We start from the raw sequence: 15,449 nt of genomic DNA, 5'->3' as shown, positions 1-15,449 counted from the left end.
GTGCGTCGGTTGGGGTGCGTCGGGTTGAGTTGTGCCGGGTTGAGTTGTGCCGGGTTGAGTTGTGCCGGTTGCGTCAGCCCAGGGCGCGGTGGATCAGCGCGGCTACTGTCGACGGGGCCGGTGCGTCGGCGAGTTGGGTGTATTGCGTCAGACACGAGAAGCCGTCCATCGCCACCGTTCGTTCGCCGCCCTGCGCGCGCAGCCGCGGCAGCCAGTCCTGTTCGCCGATCTGCCGACCCAGGGCAGCGGTCTCGGCGGCGAAGCCGAACGAGCCGGCCAGCCCGCAGCAGCCGGCGTCGGCCACCACCACGTCGTAGCCCAGCCGCTGCAGCACCTCTCGATCGGGGTCGACCCCGACGGTCGCCCGCCCGTGGCAGTGCGGGTGCACGATGACCTGCTCGGCGTTGCCCGCCGCCGGCACCGGCCGGGTCGGCAGCCCGACGGCCAGCAGGTGCTCGGACAGCGACCGGGCCAGCCCGGCCAGCCGACCAGCCCGCGGGTCGTCCGGCAGCAGCTGCGGCAGCTCGTCGCGGAACGCGGCCAGGCAGCTCGGCTCCGGTACCACCACCGGAATCCCTTGTGACACATACGGATCCAAGATGTCCAGCACGTTTCGCAGGGAACGCCGGGCCAGCGAGAGCATGCCGGGGTCGTACAGCGTGCGGCCGCAGCAGGCCCACTCGGTGGGCACGTGCACCCGTTCGCCGACCGCCCGCAGGGCGCCGAGTACATCGGTGCCGAGCTGCGGATCGAACACATCGGTGAAGGTGTCCGGCCAGAGCACCACCGTCGGGGCTGACGGTGTCGCTGTCGAGCGGGCACCGGAGGTCGTCTTCCACCGCCCGGCGTCACGGGCCAGTCGGCGCTGCTCGGTCCGCGCGGTGCGGCGGAACGATTTCCGGGTGAACCGCGGCGCCGGGCGGGAGGTGGTGACCCCGGCCGCCTTGCGTACCAACGGGCTCACCCCGCGCATGCCGAGCACCAGGTTCGCCAGAGCGGGCATCCGGGCGGCCAGCCGGGTCGCCCAGGGCAGCAACCCGAGCGCGTACATGTGCCGGGGGCGCGCCCGGCCCGCGTAGTAGTGCGCGTGGAACTCGCTCTTGTAGGTCGCCATGTCCACCCCGGTGGGACAATCGACCGCGCAGCCCTTGCAGGCCAGGCACAACGACAAGGCGTCGTGCACGTCGTCGTTGCGCCAGGTCTCCGGCGACACCTCGCCGGTGAACATCTCCTGCAGCGCCTTCGCCCGACCCCGGGTGGAGTGCCGTTCGTCCCGGGTCGCCCGGTAGCTGGGACACATCACCCCAAGATCGTCCCGGCGGCAGCGACCGACGCCGACGCACCGCTCGGCGGCCTCGGCGAGCGACCCGCCGTCGTGTGACAACGCCATGATCGTCTGCTTGCCGAGCTTCGAGACATGGTGCTGTGGGCCGTGTTTGAGGTTGGTGTCCAACGGGAACGGATCGACCAGCTTGCCCGGGTTGAGGATGCCGGCCGGATCGAAGAGTGCCTTCAGCGACCGGAACGCCTGGATGATCTCCGGCCCGAACATCCGCTCGAGCAACTCGCCGCGCGCCTGCCCGTCGCCGTGTTCGCCGGAGACCGAGCCGCCCAACTCGACCACCACATCGGCCGCCCGCTCGATGAACGAACGGAAGTCGGCCAATCCGGAAACGGTGGAGAAGTCGAACGGGTTCCTGGTGTGCACACAGCCCTGGCCGAAATGGCCGTACCAGGCGCCGGAGTAGCCGTATTCGGCCCACAGCGCAGTGATCCGCCGCAGGTACTCGCCGAGCCGGGCCGGCGGTACCGCGGCGTCCTCCCAGCCCTCGTGGTTCGGCGGGCGACCCGGTGGTCGGGCGGTGGCCGCCAAGCCCGCCTCCCGCACTGCCCAGAGCTGTTTCACCTCAACGGGATCGGTGATCCGCCTGGCCTGTACGTCGGCCGGCAGCCGGGTCAGGAACTCGCCGACCCGGCGTTCGGCGATCGCCGGATCGTCGTCACCGATTTCGGCCAGCAGCCAGCCGCGGCCCGGTGGCAGCAATGCGATCCCGGCCTCGTTCAGTCCGATCGCCGCCGATTGGTTGACCAGTGTGTCGTCCATCCCTTCCAGGCCCAGCAGGCCGAACTCGACCAGCGAGGGCACGGCATCGGCGGCCAGGAAGATGTCCGGATAACCGAGGGCCACCAGGTGCCGGACCGCGGGGGAGGGCGCCAGGTCCAACTCCGCCTCGACCACCAGCGCCAGGGTGGATTCCGACCCGACCAACATCCGGGCCAGGTCGGTCGGCCGGCCGGGTACCACCTGGTCCAGGTTGTAGCCCGAGACCCGGCGCGGGATGTCCGGGTAGCGGTCGGCGATCTCCTCGGCGTACCGGCGGCCGAGCTCACGGGCGCCGCCGAGCAGCCGGGCCAGTTCGCCGCCGCCGGCGACCGCCGCGGAGTACTCGTCGGCGTCATAGCGGCCGACCCACAGGTCCTCGCCGGCGGCGGTCACGATCCGCAGCCGGCGGACGTTGTCCACCGTCTTACCGGCATACAACGCGTGGGTGCCGCAGGAGTTGTTGCCGATCATCCCGCCGAGGGTGCACCAGGCGTGGGTGGCCGGGTCGGGACCGAACGTGAGGCCGTGCACCTCGGCGGCCGCGCGCAGATCGTCCAGCACCAGGCCCGGCTGCACCCTGGCCACCCGCTGCTCGGGATCCAACTCCAGGATTGCCGTCATGTGCCGGGAGAAGTCCAGCACCACACCGACATTCACCGTCTGGCCGGCAAGTCCGGTGCCGGCGCCACGGCCGAGTACCGCGGCGCCGACTTCGGCGCAGGCCCGGACCACCGCGACCACGTCGGCGGCGTCCCGCGGGAAGACCACGCCGAGCGGCACCTGTCGGTAGTTGGACGAATCCGTGGCGTAGACCGCGCGGGTGGCGCCGTCGAACGCGACGTCGCCGGAAACCAGTTCGGCCAGCCGTTCGCCGAGCCGCACCCGGCCGGGTTCGTCCAGCGGATTCCGGTCGATCACGGTTCCGGCGGCTGCTCGCTGGCTCATGCCCCCAGTGTGGTGGAGCAGGTGCCACCCGGCTGCACCGGGTCGGCACACACCACACCGGAGTACACGGCGCGGGATCCGGCCTCGCCGATCCGCACCACCTGGACGACCGTCACCACGCTCACCGCAACCGCGAGCACGGCGACCACCCAGTGCAACCAGCGCGCCCGGAGGACCGCAGCCGGCCCGACCCGCTCGGCCAGCAGCGGCAGTCCCCAGACCAGCAGTGCCGCGACGAACAGGCCGACCACCCAGGGCAGCAGCTCGTCACCCAGTTCGGTGTGAGCCCGGATCAGCGGGTTGGTCTCCCGGAACGGGAGCCGGGCCAGCAGGGCCTCGCCGGCCGACGTGGTGATCGGGACCAGCACCAGGGCGATCAGGGCGACCGCCGGGGTGACGACACCCAGCCGGCGGTGCGCCGCCGGCCACAGCGCGGCCAGCACCAGCAGCAGCGCGGCCAGCGGCACCAGCACCACCACCCCGTGCACCAGCAGGATGTGGGCCGGCAGCCCGTTGACGGCGGTCACCGGCACCACCCGCGGAAGTTGACCATTCATGAATGATGCCTGTGAATCGTGCGGGTCAAGCATGCAGGTCGCCCAGCACCTGCCATTCGGTACCGCCTTCCGGGTAGCCTGGGACACCGAACCCCAGCCGAAGGAGAACCGTGAAGCGCAGGTACGTGTTCACCGCGGGCGTCGCACTCGGCGTCGCGGCGACCCGGCGTACCCGCCGGGCGAAGGTGGCGGCGCGCGAGGCGCTGAAGGCGAAGCTGACGCCGTCGGCGATCGCCGCCGACCTGGCCGACGCGATTGCCGAGGTCGGCAACGCGGTGGGTTCCTTCGCCTCGGACGTCAAGCAGGGCGCGGCCAACCGCCGCGCCAGCTACCGGCCGGTGATCGACAACTCCAACGGGGCGGTGTTGTTGCTCGGCCCGGAGAAGATGCCGCAGGGTGTGCCCGGCCCACTGCCGGGTGCGGCCGTCGACGCCGCTGCCGGCGCGGCCGCTACCGAGCGGCAGGACCGTCGCTCGGCCTGACCTGTCCGGTCAGCCTGCGGAACTCCTGCCGCGCCCCGCCACCGTGTCCCGACCCCGGGGCGAAGCAGCGCGCGACGTCATCGCGTTGCGGCAGCGCCCCGACGCAGATGGTCCGTTCGCCAGCACACTCACGACACCCGAAAGCCACCGCCATGCAGACCCATGAGATTCGCCGCCGGTTCCTCGATCATTTCGAGCGTTCCGGCCATACCGTCGTCCCTTCCGGCTCGCTGATCAGCGAAGACCCGACGGTGTTGTTCACCATTGCCGGAATGGCGCCGTTCAAGCCGTACTTCCTCGGCCAGGCCACGCCGCCCTTCGACCGGGCCACCAGCGTGCAGAAATGTGTGCGCACTCTCGATATCGAGAACGTCGGCATCACCACCAGGCACAACACCTTCTTCCAGATGGCCGGCAACTTCTCCTTCGGCGACTACTTCAAGGCCGGCGCCATCGAGCACGCCTGGGAGCTGGTGACCGGCAGCATCGACGACGGCAACTACGGCTTCGACCCGGAGCGCATCTGGGTCACCGTCTTCGAGACCGACGACGAGGCCATTGCGCTCTGGAAGGACATCGCCGGGTTGCCCGACGAGCGGATCCAGCGCCGCGGCGTCGAGGACAACTTCTGGGACATGGGCGTTGCCGGCCCGTGCGGCCCGTGCAGCGAGATCTATTACGACCGCGGCCCTGAGTTCGGCGTCGAGGGTGGGCCGATCGCCGACGAGGAGCGCTACCTGGAGATCTGGAACCTGGTCTTCATGCAGGACCTGCGCGGCGACGCCGGCCCGAAGCAGGGGGTTCCGGTGCTCGGCCCGCTGCCGAACCAGAACATCGACACCGGCCTGGGCGTCGAACGGGTCGCGTTCCTGCTGCAGGGCGTCGACAACGTGTTCGAGACCGACCTGCTGCGGCCGATCATCGGTACCGCGGAGAAGCTGTCGGGACGCGTCTACGGCACCGACCACACCGACGACGTCCGGTTCCGGGTGATCGCCGATCACATCCGCTCCGGCACCATGCTGATCAACGACGGGGTGACGCCCGGCAACGAGGGCCGCAGCTACGTGCTGCGCCGGCTGCTGCGCCGGACCATCCGTTCCGCCCGGCTGCTCGGCGTCACCGAACCGGTGCTGCCGACCCTGACGGCCGAGGTCCGGGACCTGATGAGCGAGTCGTACCCGGAGCTGACGGAGAACTACTCGCGGATCGAGCGGACCGTCGAGAAGGAGGAGCAGACCTTCCTGAAGACCCTCGCTTCCGGTACCAAGCTGTTCGAATCCACTGCGGCGCAGGCGAAGGCGCAATCGAGCAGCACGGTGACCGGGGAGTCGGCGTTCGCCCTGCACGACACCTACGGCTTCCCGATCGACCTCACCCTGGAGATGGCGTCCGAGGCCGGCCTGAGCGTCGACACCAAGGGCTTCACCGCCCTGATGGACGAGCAGCGCGCCAGGGCCAGGGCGGACGCGAAGGCCCGCAAGGGTGGCTTCGGAGACCTGTCGGTCTACAAGGAGTTGCTGGACACCGGCGGCCCGACCGAATTCACCGGGTATGACGAACTGCAGTCCGAAGCCGCCCTGCGCGGGCTGATCGCCGACGGCAAGCGGGTGACCTCGGCGGCCGAGGGCGACATCGTCGAGGTGATCCTCGACCGCACCCCGCTGTACGCCGAGTCTGGCGGGCAGGAGTCGGACGCCGGCGTCATCCTCGGCCCGAACTCCTCGGCCGAGGTGCTCGACGTGCAGAAGGTGAGCCGCAAGCTCTGGGTGCACCGGGTCCGGGTCACCGACGGTGAGCTGCACGAGGGTGAGTCGGTGCTGGCCAAGGTCGATCCGGAGTGGCGGACCGGGGCCAGGCAGGCACACTCGGGTACCCACGTGGTGCACGCGGCGCTGCGCCAGGTGCTCGGGCCGGAGGCGCTGCAGTCCGGCTCGTACAACAAGCCGGGATACCTGCGGCTGGACTTCGCCTGGAACAGCGGGCTGTCCACCGAGACCCGCAGCGAGATCGAGGAGGTGGCCAACCTGGCGGTCCGCAAGGATCTGCCGGTGTCGGTGCAGTACACCTCGCTGCCGCAGGCCCGCCAGCTCGGCGCGCTGGCGCTGTTCGGCGAGACCTACGACGAGACGGTCCGGATCGTCGAGATCGGTGGGCCGTGGTCGATCGAGCTGTGCGGCGGTACCCACGTCGATCACTCCAGCCAGATCGGGCCGGTCTCGCTGATCGGCGAATCGTCCATCGGCTCCGGCGTCCGCCGGATCGAAGCGGCGGTCGGTATGGAGGCGTTCCGGTCGTTGGCCGCCGAACGGGCCCTGGTCGCGGAACTCGCCGGACTGCTCAAGGTGCCGGCGCCGGAGGTGCCGGCGCGGGTCGAGCAGCTGGTCGAGCGGCTGCGGTCGGCCGAGAAGGAACTGGAGAAGTACCGTGCCGCCGCGGTGCTGGCCTCGGCCGGCGCGCTGGCCGACTCCGCCGAGCAGATCGGCGGGGTGCACCTGGTGGCCGCGACCGCCCCGGACGGGGTGTCCGGCGGCGACCTGCGCAACCTTGCCTCGGACGTGCGGGGCCGGCTGGCCGGCAAGGCCGGGGTGGTGGCGCTGTTCTCGGCGTCGGCGGATGCGGTGTCGTTCGTGGTCGCCTGCACCCCCGCGGCGGTCGACGCCGGACACCGGGCAGGGGATCTGGTCAAGAGCTTCCTGCCGGCCATCGGTGGCCGCGGCGGTGGCCGCTCGGAGCTCGCTCAGGGTGGTGGCACCGATCCGGCCGGGATCCCGGCCGCGATCGCCGCGCTGAAAGGCGCCCTGGAGTCGTGAGCACTGCCGGGTCAGGGACCGATGCCGACCTCCCCATCGGGGGCCCGGCCGGCAGGCCGCCGGCCGACACACCAGCGCCACGTGGTGTACGGGTGGGGGTCGACGTCGGTACCGTGCGGGTCGGGGTCGCGATCAGCGACCCGCACGGGATCCTGGCCACTCCGGTGACGACCCTGCAACGGGACAGCGCCGGGCGGGACCTGGACGAGTTGGCAGCGCTGGTCGCCGAACGTGCGGCCGTGGAGGTGGTGGTGGGTCTGCCGAGGACCTTGCAGGGCACCGAAGGGCAGGCCGTGACCGCGGCCCGCGATTACGCCGCGGCGCTGACCCGGCGGATCGGCGCCCTCCCGGTGGTGTTCGTCGACGAACGGATGACCAGCGTGACGGCGAACCGGGTGCTGGCCGAGCGCGGCGTGAACTCGCGCAACCGTCGGCAGATCGTCGACCAGGCGGCCGCAGTGGCGATCCTGCAGACCAGGCTGGATGCGTTGGCGGCCGATCGATGAACGACGACCAGCTCGGCCTGTTCGGCACCGGTGGGCACACCGGTGAGCACCCGGTGGTGACCGAGCAGGTGACGGCTGACCCGCGGCGGCGGGCGGGCGGTCGCCGGCGCGGGTCGGCTGGCGTGCCGGCCGCCGGGGCCGACCCCACCTCCGGCCCGGCCGCCGTCCGCCCCGACGACACCGGCAGCGTCGACCTGGACGCGCTGCGGGCCGCACTGCGGTCCACCGCCGATAAGCCACAGGTCGATGCCTCACCCCGGACCACCCGGGTGGCCGCTCGGGAGCGGCAGGCCGCCGTCAGGGCTGCCGCCCGCAAGCGCACCAGGCGCCGCCGCAGATCCGTGCTGATCGCGTTGCTGGTGCTGGCGCTGATCAGCGCCGGCATCGTCGCCGGCTTCATCTGGTGGCGCAGCCCCGGCACCGAGGAGGTACGCGACTTCGCCGGCACCGGCGACACCGAGGTGATCGTCCGGGTGCAGAGCGGTGACGGCCTGCCGACCATCGCCCGCAAGCTGGCCGATGCCGGGGTGGTCGCCAGCGCCCAGGCGTTCGAGGACAGCGCGGCCAACGACGCGGACGTCGCTGCGCTCAACCCGGGTTACTACCGGGTCCGTCAGCACTCGTCGGCGGCGGCCGCGGCCGATCAGATCGTCGATGCGGCCAACCACGTCGGACAGTTGCAGATCATTCCCGGCCGCCAGTTGGCGGACGTCGCGCTGAGCAGCACGGCCGGCGGAAAGACCACCCCCGGGTACCTCACCGACATCGCCAAGGCGGCCTGTGTGCCGCTCAACGGTGCGACGAAATGCGCCACGGTGGCCGAGCTGCAACAGGCGGCCAGGACCATGCCGATCGACCAGATCGGCCTGCCCGAATGGGCAGCGGCCGACGTCGCCAAGGCACCCGACCCCGACAAGCGGCTGGAGGGCCTGCTGCTGCCAGGGGACTACGACGTGCCACCCGGCGCCGATGCCCAGGCCCTGTTGAAGTCCGTCTTCTCCACCGCGACCGCCTGGTGGAACGGATCCAACATCATCACCGGCGCGGATGCGCAGCACCTGACGCCCTATCGGGCGGTGATCATCGCTTCGCTGGTTCAGCGCGAGGGCATCGTCACCGACATGCAGCAGGTTGCCACGGTGGTCGACAACCGGCTGACCAAGCGGATGAAGCTGCAGTTCGACTCGACGGTGAACTATGCGCTGAACCGGGCCCAGATCGCCACCTCGGACGCCGACCGGGCCAATCCGAGCCCGTACAACACCTATGCGCACGCCGGTCTGCCGCCGACCCCGATCAGCTCGCCGGGCCCGGACGCGCTGAAGGCGACCTACGATCCGGCGCCGGGCACCTGGTTGTACTTCGTCAAGATCGACAAGAGCGGCAAGTCGTGTTTCAGCGTGACCTTCGACGAACACGAAGCCTGCGTCGCGAAGGCCAGGGCCAACGGTGTCTTCGACGGTTGAGCCTGCCGCGCACCGCTGTGCGGTGGTCGGTTCGCCGGTCGGCCATTCGAAGTCGCCGGTGCTGCACCGGGCCGGCTATGCCGCCATCGGTCTGACCGACTGGGATTATCGGGCGATCGACTGCGACGGTGCCGGCCTGCCCGGCCTGGTCGCATCGCTCGGCGACGAGTGGTCCGGCCTGTCGGTGACCATGCCGGCGAAGGCCGCCGCCGCTGCCCTGGCCGACCGCCGATCCGATCGGGTCGAGCTGCTCGGGGTGGCGAACACCCTGGTGCGCAACGGATCCGGCTGGTCGGCCGACAACACCGACGTGGACGGCGTGCTCGGCGCGCTGCGCGCGCACGCCCTGGCGGACCCAGGGTCGGTGCTACTGCTCGGTGGCGGCGGCACGGCGCTGTCCGCGCTGGCTGCGGTGGCCGAGCTCGGCGCCACCCGGGTGACGGTGGCCGGCCGGCGGCCCGAGGGCCGGCGGGCCGCGCTGGAACTCGCCGCCACCCTCGGTCTGACGGCAGCCGAGTGTGGTCTCACTGCCGAGGAGCTGTCCGTTGCGGTGCGCGGCACCGACCTGGTGCTGTCCACGGTCCCGGCCGGGGCCGCCGATCCGTTCGCCGAGCTGCTGGCGCCGGCGCCTGCGTTGCTCGACGTGGTCTACGACCCGTGGCCGACGGCGCTGGCGGCGGCCAGGGCCGGGCGGCCCGGTGGCGTCGGCACATCCACTGCCACCGGCCTGGACATGTTGCTGCACCAGGCGTTACGACAGTTCGAACTGCACACGTCTCGGCCGGCGCCGGCGGCGGCGATGCGCGACGCGCTGCGGTCGGCGGTCGGCCCCGGCGCGCCCGAGCTGCCGCTGCCCGGCGAGCCCGAGCCGCCGCTGCCCGGCGACCCGGGCGGCGCCGACAGTCGATCACCGGCCGCGGCTGCTGTGGACAACTCCGGCCGGTCGTCGGCGTCGTGACACGCTGATCCGATGACGCTGGCGGGGGCTCTGACGGCCGGTGCGGCCGGGCTGCTGCTCGGGGCATCGGTGGGCCTCGGCATCCGGCTGCTGCTGGCCCGGTTGCGCCGCGGCGCGGTGCTGCCGGCCGGGCCGGTCGAGGCGGCCGCCGCACTGGTCACCGCCGCCGCGGCGGTGATCGGCTGGGGGAGCCCGCTGCTCGGGCTGCTCTGCTGGCTGGGACTGTTCGGAGTCGCCGTCAGCGCGGTCGACCTGCGGCACCATCGACTGCCGGATGTCCTCACCCTCCCGGGCGCGCTGGTGACCGTCGGGGTGGTGCTCATCACGGCCCGCACGGCGACGGCGGCCGGCAGCGTACCCAGGGCCCTGCTGGCCGCGGTGGTGGTCGCCGCGGTGCTCGCGGTGCCCGCGCTGCTGGCACCGGCGGCCATGGGCTGGGGCGATGTGAAGCTGGCCCTGGCCCTGGGCGCGGCAACGGGTTTCGTCTCATGGCAGATCCTGCTGATCGGTGTCTGCCTCGGATTCGTGCTGGCCGCCGTGGTCGCCGTTGGCGGCATCGCGGCGGGTCGCTGGACCGCGAAATCGTCGATCGCCTTCGGCCCCTTTCTGGTGGCCGGCGCCTGGCTGGCCTGCCTGCTCGCGGCGGCCGGCCGCATCTGATCGGTACCCTCGCGGCAATGAAGACACCGCCGCGACGGACCGGGCTGCCGGCCGGCCTGATCGCCGTCGCCGGCGGCGCGCTGATGCTGATCGGTGCGTTCCTGGGTTGGTTGACCACGACGACCGAGACCGGCGGGCGGACCTCGGTGTCCGGCTTCGGCGCCATCGCGGGCGACAATCCGCTGGTCGGCAGCAATCTCAATGATCTGCTGGCCACCGGGGGCCTCGGCACCTTCCGGCCGGGCCTGGTCTCGCTGATCGTCGGCGGCGTCACCGTGCTGGCGGGTGCGGCGGCAGCGTTGGTCCGGCCTGCCGGTCGACACCCGTTCCGGATCGCCGCCCTGGTGCTGGTGGTCGGTGGCCTGGTCGGCCTCGGCTGGGGCCTGTGGCGCGGGTTCGATCCCGGCACCGGTGGCGTCCTCGCCGCCGGCGAGGGCAGCGCCGGCGCAGGTCCCTGGCTGACGGCGGCCGGTGGGCTGGTGGCCCTGGTGTGCGGGTACTGGTTGCTCAGTGGTCGGTCTGACGTCCGAATCGATCCGTCGGTCCGGCATCCCGGGATCCAGCTCTGAGTCCGGGGCCGGCAGCGAGTTCGGACTTGGCCGTGCGTTCGGAGCCGGTAGGGAGTTCGCTGCCGGCTGTGCGTGCGGGGCCGGTACCGATCAGGGCCGCCGCTTCCATCAACATCCAGCCGGACAGCTGCACCGACAGATCCCGCTCCGGCTCGCGGCTCGCGGCGACCATCGCGTTGCCGCTGACCGCACCGGTGCCGCCGCGACCCGGTTGCCGAGCAGGGTCGGCCCAGTCCGGACCGAAGATCGGCCCGTCGCGACCGTGCCGGGCACCACGCCAGGCGGCGTCGGCGGACCGCAGCACCAACTCGGCCGCGGCCGACCTGGTGCGTGCGTCCTGCCGGTCGGCGTCGGGTAGCCGAACGGCGATCTGGGCCAGGTAGCGGGCCAGGATGCCGGTGAACAGCCCACCGTTGCCGCCGCCGTGTCCGGTCAGCACGCCACCGGGAGCGAGGTGGGTGCCGACCGCCGTCACCAGCCGGTGGATCCGGCCGTGATCGCGCCCCGCGCGAACCGCGAGCTCCAGCTCGGCGCCGAGCACCACACCCTGGCAGTAGGTGTAGACGGTCTCGTCGACGGCGGCCTCGCCGTCAGCCTCGCCGGGCACCAGGCCATCGGCGATCAGGTCGGTGCCGACGATCCGCAGCCGCTGATCGATCCAGTCGGCGGTGGCCAGCGCCCGGTCCTGATACCCGGTGCGGGCCAACAGGATCGCCGCCGGACCGTTGGCCGGGGTGTTGCGGAACACGTCGCCGCGCCGCCACGGGATCCCGCCGCCTGCCAGGTCGGACCAGGCCCCGACGATGGTGCTGGTGATCCCGCTGACGGCGGCGCCGGAGGGCACGCCGGCCAATTCGTCGGCGCGCTGAAGGGCCAGCGCCCACCAGGCGATGTCGTCGTAGTAGTTGTTGCCCCAGCGACCTCCGTTGCGGAGTCGGTGCCCGCGGATGAACCGGGTGATCGTGGCGCGGCGCTCGTCATCGGGTGCCCGCATCTGGGCATCCACCAGGGCGTCCAATAGATGCGCCTGCCACCAGTAGTGCCACCGCAGGAACAGTCTCTGACCGAACGACGGCGGCCAGGCCACCACACCGAGCCTGGTGCCGGGCAGTGCCCACAGCCGTCGCAGACTGCGGGCGCGGATGGCCTGCTCGGCCAGGGCCGCGCGGTCCGCCGGGGCGACTCGCGGGGCTGACGCCGGCTCGGTCACGGCGGCTCAGGACGGGTCGTAGAGCGAGCCGCGGTCGAATCCTCTGCGGGGCCTGGTCCGCTTCGACCGGCCGGGCGCCGGCGGCGACTCCGAGCCCGGTTCCGGCACCGGCACGCCGACCGATTCCGCCGCGGCCCGCGCCGCGGTCCGAGGGGGCTGCCTTGCCTGCGGATCCTGCGGGTCCAGATCCTGCGGGTCCGGATCACGGGGGTCGGTGAACTCTCGGAAGACGAAGAATCCGATGGCCAGGATCGACATGGTGCCGAAGGCCAGCCACTGCCAGGCGTAGGAGAAGTAGGGCCCCGGATCCATCTGCGGGACACCGATCGGGGTCAGCACTCCCGGGCTGCCGTCGACCAACTGGATGAAGCCGCCGAGTACCGGACCCGGCAGGTCGGCGATCGAGTCGGCCGCGATGCCGTACACCTCGAGCCGTTCCCCGACCCGGACCGGCGCCCGCTTCAGCGGGTCGGGTTGGAACGGCTGCAGCCGGCCGGTGACGGTGAGCTCACCGCTCGGCGCTGCCGGGGCGGCGACACCGCCGGTCAGCTGGTCGATCGGGACGTAGCCCCGGTCGACCAGCAGTATCGAACCGTCGGCGAGCTGCAACGGCGCCAGGATCTCCGACGCCGGGTTCCCGGTGTTCTCGTCCTGCCGCAACCGCACGACCACCTGCCGGTCGGCGAGGAACTGGCCGGTCGCGGTCACCTGCTGCCAGGATTCACCCGGGTCGATCCCGTCGGTCGACGTCAGCCGCTGGTCCAGCGGAACCGGCTCGGCCCGGGCCGCCACCGCGATCTCCGAGTTGCGGACGTCGCGCTCCACGTGCCGGTGGAACTGCCATGGCGCCAACACCCAGAAACACACCGCGGCGAAGGCCAAGGCCCCGGCGATCGCGCCCAGCCAGCCGGGCGATCGAAGGAACGCCAGCCGGGCACCAACGCTGGGGCGCCCGGGCACGTCGGGCCGGCCGGACGGTCGGGTTCGGGTGCTGGTCATCCGTCCAGCCGCTCCCGGACGGCGGCGACGATGTGCGGAGCGGCCGACCTGGTCATCGCCAGCACGTCCTCGAATCCGGCTCGCGGACCGTAGTAGGGATCGGGGATCTCGTCGTCAGCCGCGTCGGGGTCGAAACTGCGAAGCAGCACCACCTTGTTCTGATCGTGCCCGTCCGGATCGCCGAGCAGCCGGCGCAGTTCCTCGACGTGTCCGCGGTCCGCTGCCAGCACCAGGTCGAGTTCTTCGAGTTCGCCGGCGGCGATCTGCCGTGCGGTGTGCTCGGTCGGGTAGCCGGCCGCCGTCAACACCGCCACCGCTGTGTCGTTGGCGCCCTGGCCGACGTGCCAGTTGCCGGTGCCGGCGCTGCTCACCTCCACCCGGGAGCCCAGACCGGCGTCGGCGAAGGCCGCCTGCAGCACCTTCTCGCCGATCGGTGAGCGGCAGATGTTCCCCGAACACACCACGCTGATGCGGAACGGGCGGTTGCCTGCAGGACCTCCGGCGGAACCCGCGGGTCCGGGGACTGCTTGACTGGGCACCAGATCATTGTTCCACTCCTGCCGATCCCGGTAGCGTGCCCACCACGACCAGGAAGGGAAACGCCGACCGTGCCTCAGGCCGATCCAACAGATCAAAGGCGGCTGCTCGACATTGCCGCCACCGACCGGGCGATTGCCGCCGCCGACCACCGCAGGAACACCCTGCCCGAACTCGCGCTGATCGCGGCCGGCACCGAACGCACCGCGTCGCTGCGGGTGGCCAAGGTCAATGCCGAGACCGAGGTGGCCGACCTGGAGCGGGACGGCCGCAAGCTCGACCTCGAGATCGATCAGGTGCGGGCCCGGGCCGATCGGGACGCCGAGCGGATGGCCGCGGGGGCCGGGCCGGCCAAGGACCTGAGCAACCTGCAGCACGAGATCGACACCCTGGCCCGCCGGCAGGCGACCCTTGAGGACAGATCGCTGGAGCTGATGGAGCTCCGGGAGAAAGCCGATGCGGTGCTGGCGACCGCGACCGCGGACTTCGATGCCGCGGCCGCCGAGATCGCGGCCGCCGAATCGCGCCGGGACGACCAGTTCGCCGACCTCGACGACGAGCTCGCCCGGTTGCGCGCCACCAGGGCCGAGCAGGCCGGCCAGGTACCGGACGACCTGCTGGCGCTGTACGAACGGATCCGCAAGACCGGCAAGATCGCCGCCGCAGAACTGCGCGGCGCCGAATGCCAGGCCTGCCGACTGGAGCTGGACTCGGTCGCGTTGTCGCAGATCCGATCCGCCCCCGCCGATCAGGTGATGCGGTGCACCGAGTGCGGCGCCATTCTGGTCCGGGGCTGACGGACACCGCTGTGACCGCGACCGAGCACCCGGGCAGCGACGACCAAGCCGCCCAGGGCGCTGCCGGCCCAGGGACGGACAACATCGATGCTGACCACCTCGATGCCGACGAGCCCGTTGACGCCGACGAGTTCGTTGACGCCGACACCGACGACACCGATGACCCGGCCGCCGGCCCGCCGTCACTGCAGTTGCACCGGCCGGGCGCCGGACCCGGCACCACCACACTGCTGGTGGTGCGGCACGGCGTCACCACCTGGGGGGAGCACGGCAGGTTCGCCGGCCGGGAAGACGTCGCACTCACCGAGCGGGGCGTGGCGCAGGCCAGGGCGGTGGCGGCCAGGTTGGCCGGCGACGGCGTGACCGCGGTGGTCAGCTCCACCCTGCAGCGTTGCCGCCGTACCGCCGAGATCATCGCCGCCGCAACGGGTTCCGCCGCAGTGGCGGTGACCACCGACGATGGACTGCTGGACGGTCGGCTGGGGGAGTGGTCCGGCTTCACCGCCGCCGAGATCGCCCGGAAGTGGCCGGCGGAGTTCGAGGCCTGGCGGTCCGACCCGCAGGCCGCGCCGCCCGGCGGCGAGTCGTTCGCGCAGGTCCGCGACCGCGGACGCGGCACGGTCCAGCGGGTGCTGGCCGCGCATCGCGGTGGCACGGTGGTGCTGGTGACCCACGCCGCGACCACGAAGATGCTGTTGGTCGAGGCGTTGGCCGCGCCGCTGGACGTCGCCTACAAGATCAGGGTCGACACCTGCTCGATCAGCATGATCACGGTCGACCGGGACGGCGCCACCATGGTCTGCTCGATCAACGACACCGGACATCTGCGCGGCAGGCCGTAGGATC

At 71.8% G+C, this 15,449-nt stretch carries 14 protein-coding genes; 9 read left to right on the top strand and 5 right to left on the bottom strand.

From position 1 onward, the window contains the following. Positions 1–73: 73 nt before the first annotated feature. A complete protein-coding gene (locus tag K340_RS30215) occupies positions 74–3,049 on the bottom strand; it encodes an FAD-binding and (Fe-S)-binding domain-containing protein (protein ID WP_051266373.1) in 2,976 nt (991 codons plus the stop codon). Beyond that, entirely contained in the window at positions 3,046–3,606 is a 561-nt protein-coding gene (locus K340_RS30210; RefSeq protein ID WP_051266451.1) for a DUF2231 domain-containing protein, read from the bottom strand. Before K340_RS30210 ends, K340_RS30215 begins: the two co-directional genes overlap by 4 nt. Before the next feature lie 110 nt (positions 3,607–3,716). Here K340_RS30210 and K340_RS30205 point away from each other — a divergent pair, with 110 nt between their 5' ends. The 7 genes from K340_RS30205 (at position 3,717) to K340_RS0114500 (ending at position 11,060) form a co-directional block, all read left to right on the top strand. Then, complete coding sequence (locus K340_RS30205) at positions 3,717–4,088, top strand: hypothetical protein (protein WP_037364841.1); 372 nt, start codon at positions 3,717–3,719, stop codon at positions 4,086–4,088. A 152-nt stretch (positions 4,089–4,240) separates the two neighbouring features. After that, positions 4,241–6,901: an alanine--tRNA ligase gene (alaS, locus tag K340_RS0114525; protein WP_029137248.1), complete on the top strand. Its 2,661-nt coding sequence runs from the start codon at positions 4,241–4,243 to the stop codon at positions 6,899–6,901. Between the two features lie 92 nt (positions 6,902–6,993). Continuing rightward, positions 6,994–7,407 carry a Holliday junction resolvase RuvX gene (gene ruvX / locus K340_RS0114520; protein WP_245599566.1) on the top strand — a complete coding sequence of 138 codons (414 nt, stop codon included), beginning with the start codon at positions 6,994–6,996 and terminating at the stop codon, positions 7,405–7,407. After that, positions 7,404–8,873, top strand: coding sequence for an endolytic transglycosylase MltG (mltG, locus tag K340_RS30200; protein ID WP_051266372.1), 1,470 nt, complete (start codon positions 7,404–7,406; stop codon positions 8,871–8,873). The genes ruvX and mltG overlap by 4 nt, the downstream gene beginning before the upstream one ends. Further along, positions 8,857–9,831 carry a shikimate dehydrogenase gene (locus K340_RS30195; RefSeq protein ID WP_084614481.1) on the top strand — a complete coding sequence of 325 codons (975 nt, stop codon included), beginning with the start codon at positions 8,857–8,859 and terminating at the stop codon, positions 9,829–9,831. Before mltG ends, K340_RS30195 begins: the two co-directional genes overlap by 17 nt. Positions 9,832–9,843: 12 nt before the next feature. Continuing rightward, complete coding sequence (locus tag K340_RS30190; RefSeq protein ID WP_051266370.1) at positions 9,844–10,491, top strand: prepilin peptidase; 648 nt, start codon at positions 9,844–9,846, stop codon at positions 10,489–10,491. Between the two features lie 17 nt (positions 10,492–10,508). Then, positions 10,509–11,060 carry a hypothetical protein gene (locus K340_RS0114500; protein ID WP_029137246.1) on the top strand — a complete coding sequence of 184 codons (552 nt, stop codon included), beginning with the start codon at positions 10,509–10,511 and terminating at the stop codon, positions 11,058–11,060. Here K340_RS0114500 and K340_RS30185 read toward each other — a convergent pair. From K340_RS30185 to K340_RS0114485, 3 genes are read right to left on the bottom strand one after another with little or no spacing between them, the layout of a single operon-like run. Continuing rightward, positions 10,999–12,270: a glycoside hydrolase family 76 protein gene (locus K340_RS30185; RefSeq protein WP_084614480.1), complete on the bottom strand. Its 1,272-nt coding sequence runs from the start codon at positions 12,268–12,270 to the stop codon at positions 10,999–11,001. The two genes, K340_RS0114500 and K340_RS30185, sit on opposite strands and share 62 nt — an antisense overlap. A 6-nt stretch (positions 12,271–12,276) precedes the next feature. Beyond that, a complete protein-coding gene (locus tag K340_RS30180) occupies positions 12,277–13,269 on the bottom strand; it encodes an SURF1 family cytochrome oxidase biogenesis protein (protein ID WP_051266368.1) in 993 nt (330 codons plus the stop codon). Next, the gene (locus tag K340_RS0114485) at positions 13,266–13,739 is read right to left on the bottom strand and encodes a low molecular weight protein-tyrosine-phosphatase (RefSeq protein ID WP_029137245.1); all 474 of its coding nucleotides are present in this window, start codon (positions 13,737–13,739) and stop codon (positions 13,266–13,268) included. The genes K340_RS30180 and K340_RS0114485 overlap by 4 nt, the downstream gene beginning before the upstream one ends. 138 nt (positions 13,740–13,877) lie before the next feature. Between K340_RS0114485 and K340_RS0114480 the strand changes: the two genes are divergently transcribed. Continuing rightward, positions 13,878–14,603, top strand: coding sequence for a zinc ribbon domain-containing protein (locus K340_RS0114480; protein ID WP_029137244.1), 726 nt, complete (start codon positions 13,878–13,880; stop codon positions 14,601–14,603). An 11-nt stretch (positions 14,604–14,614) separates the two neighbouring features. Continuing rightward, the gene (locus tag K340_RS30175) at positions 14,615–15,445 is read left to right on the top strand and encodes a histidine phosphatase family protein (RefSeq protein ID WP_161632110.1); all 831 of its coding nucleotides are present in this window, start codon (positions 14,615–14,617) and stop codon (positions 15,443–15,445) included. Positions 15,446–15,449 lie beyond the last annotated feature (4 nt).

This window comes from Nakamurella lactea DSM 19367, assembly GCF_000426645.1.
In the GTDB taxonomy this organism is placed as follows: Bacteria; Actinomycetota; Actinomycetes; order Mycobacteriales; family Nakamurellaceae; genus Nakamurella; species Nakamurella lactea.
The sequence above is the reverse complement of the archived record's forward strand: the minus strand, read 5'-3'. Positions and strand labels throughout refer to the sequence as shown.

Bases quoted from the DNA above. Each gene is read 5' to 3' on its own strand.
- K340_RS30215 (WP_051266373.1), bottom strand. From the start codon at position 3,049: ATGAGCCAGCGAGCAGCCGCCGGAACCGTGATCGACCGGAATCCGCTG.
- K340_RS30210 (WP_051266451.1), bottom strand. From the start codon at position 3,606: ATGAATGGTCAACTTCCGCGGGTGGTGCCGGTGACCGCCGTCAACGGG.
- alaS (WP_029137248.1), top strand. From the start codon at position 4,241: ATGCAGACCCATGAGATTCGCCGCCGGTTCCTCGATCATTTCGAGCGT.
- mltG (WP_051266372.1), top strand. From the start codon at position 7,404: ATGAACGACGACCAGCTCGGCCTGTTCGGCACCGGTGGGCACACCGGT.
- K340_RS30190 (WP_051266370.1), top strand. From the start codon at position 9,844: ATGACGCTGGCGGGGGCTCTGACGGCCGGTGCGGCCGGGCTGCTGCTC.
- K340_RS0114500 (WP_029137246.1), top strand. From the start codon at position 10,509: ATGAAGACACCGCCGCGACGGACCGGGCTGCCGGCCGGCCTGATCGCC.
- K340_RS30180 (WP_051266368.1), bottom strand. From the start codon at position 13,269: ATGACCAGCACCCGAACCCGACCGTCCGGCCGGCCCGACGTGCCCGGG.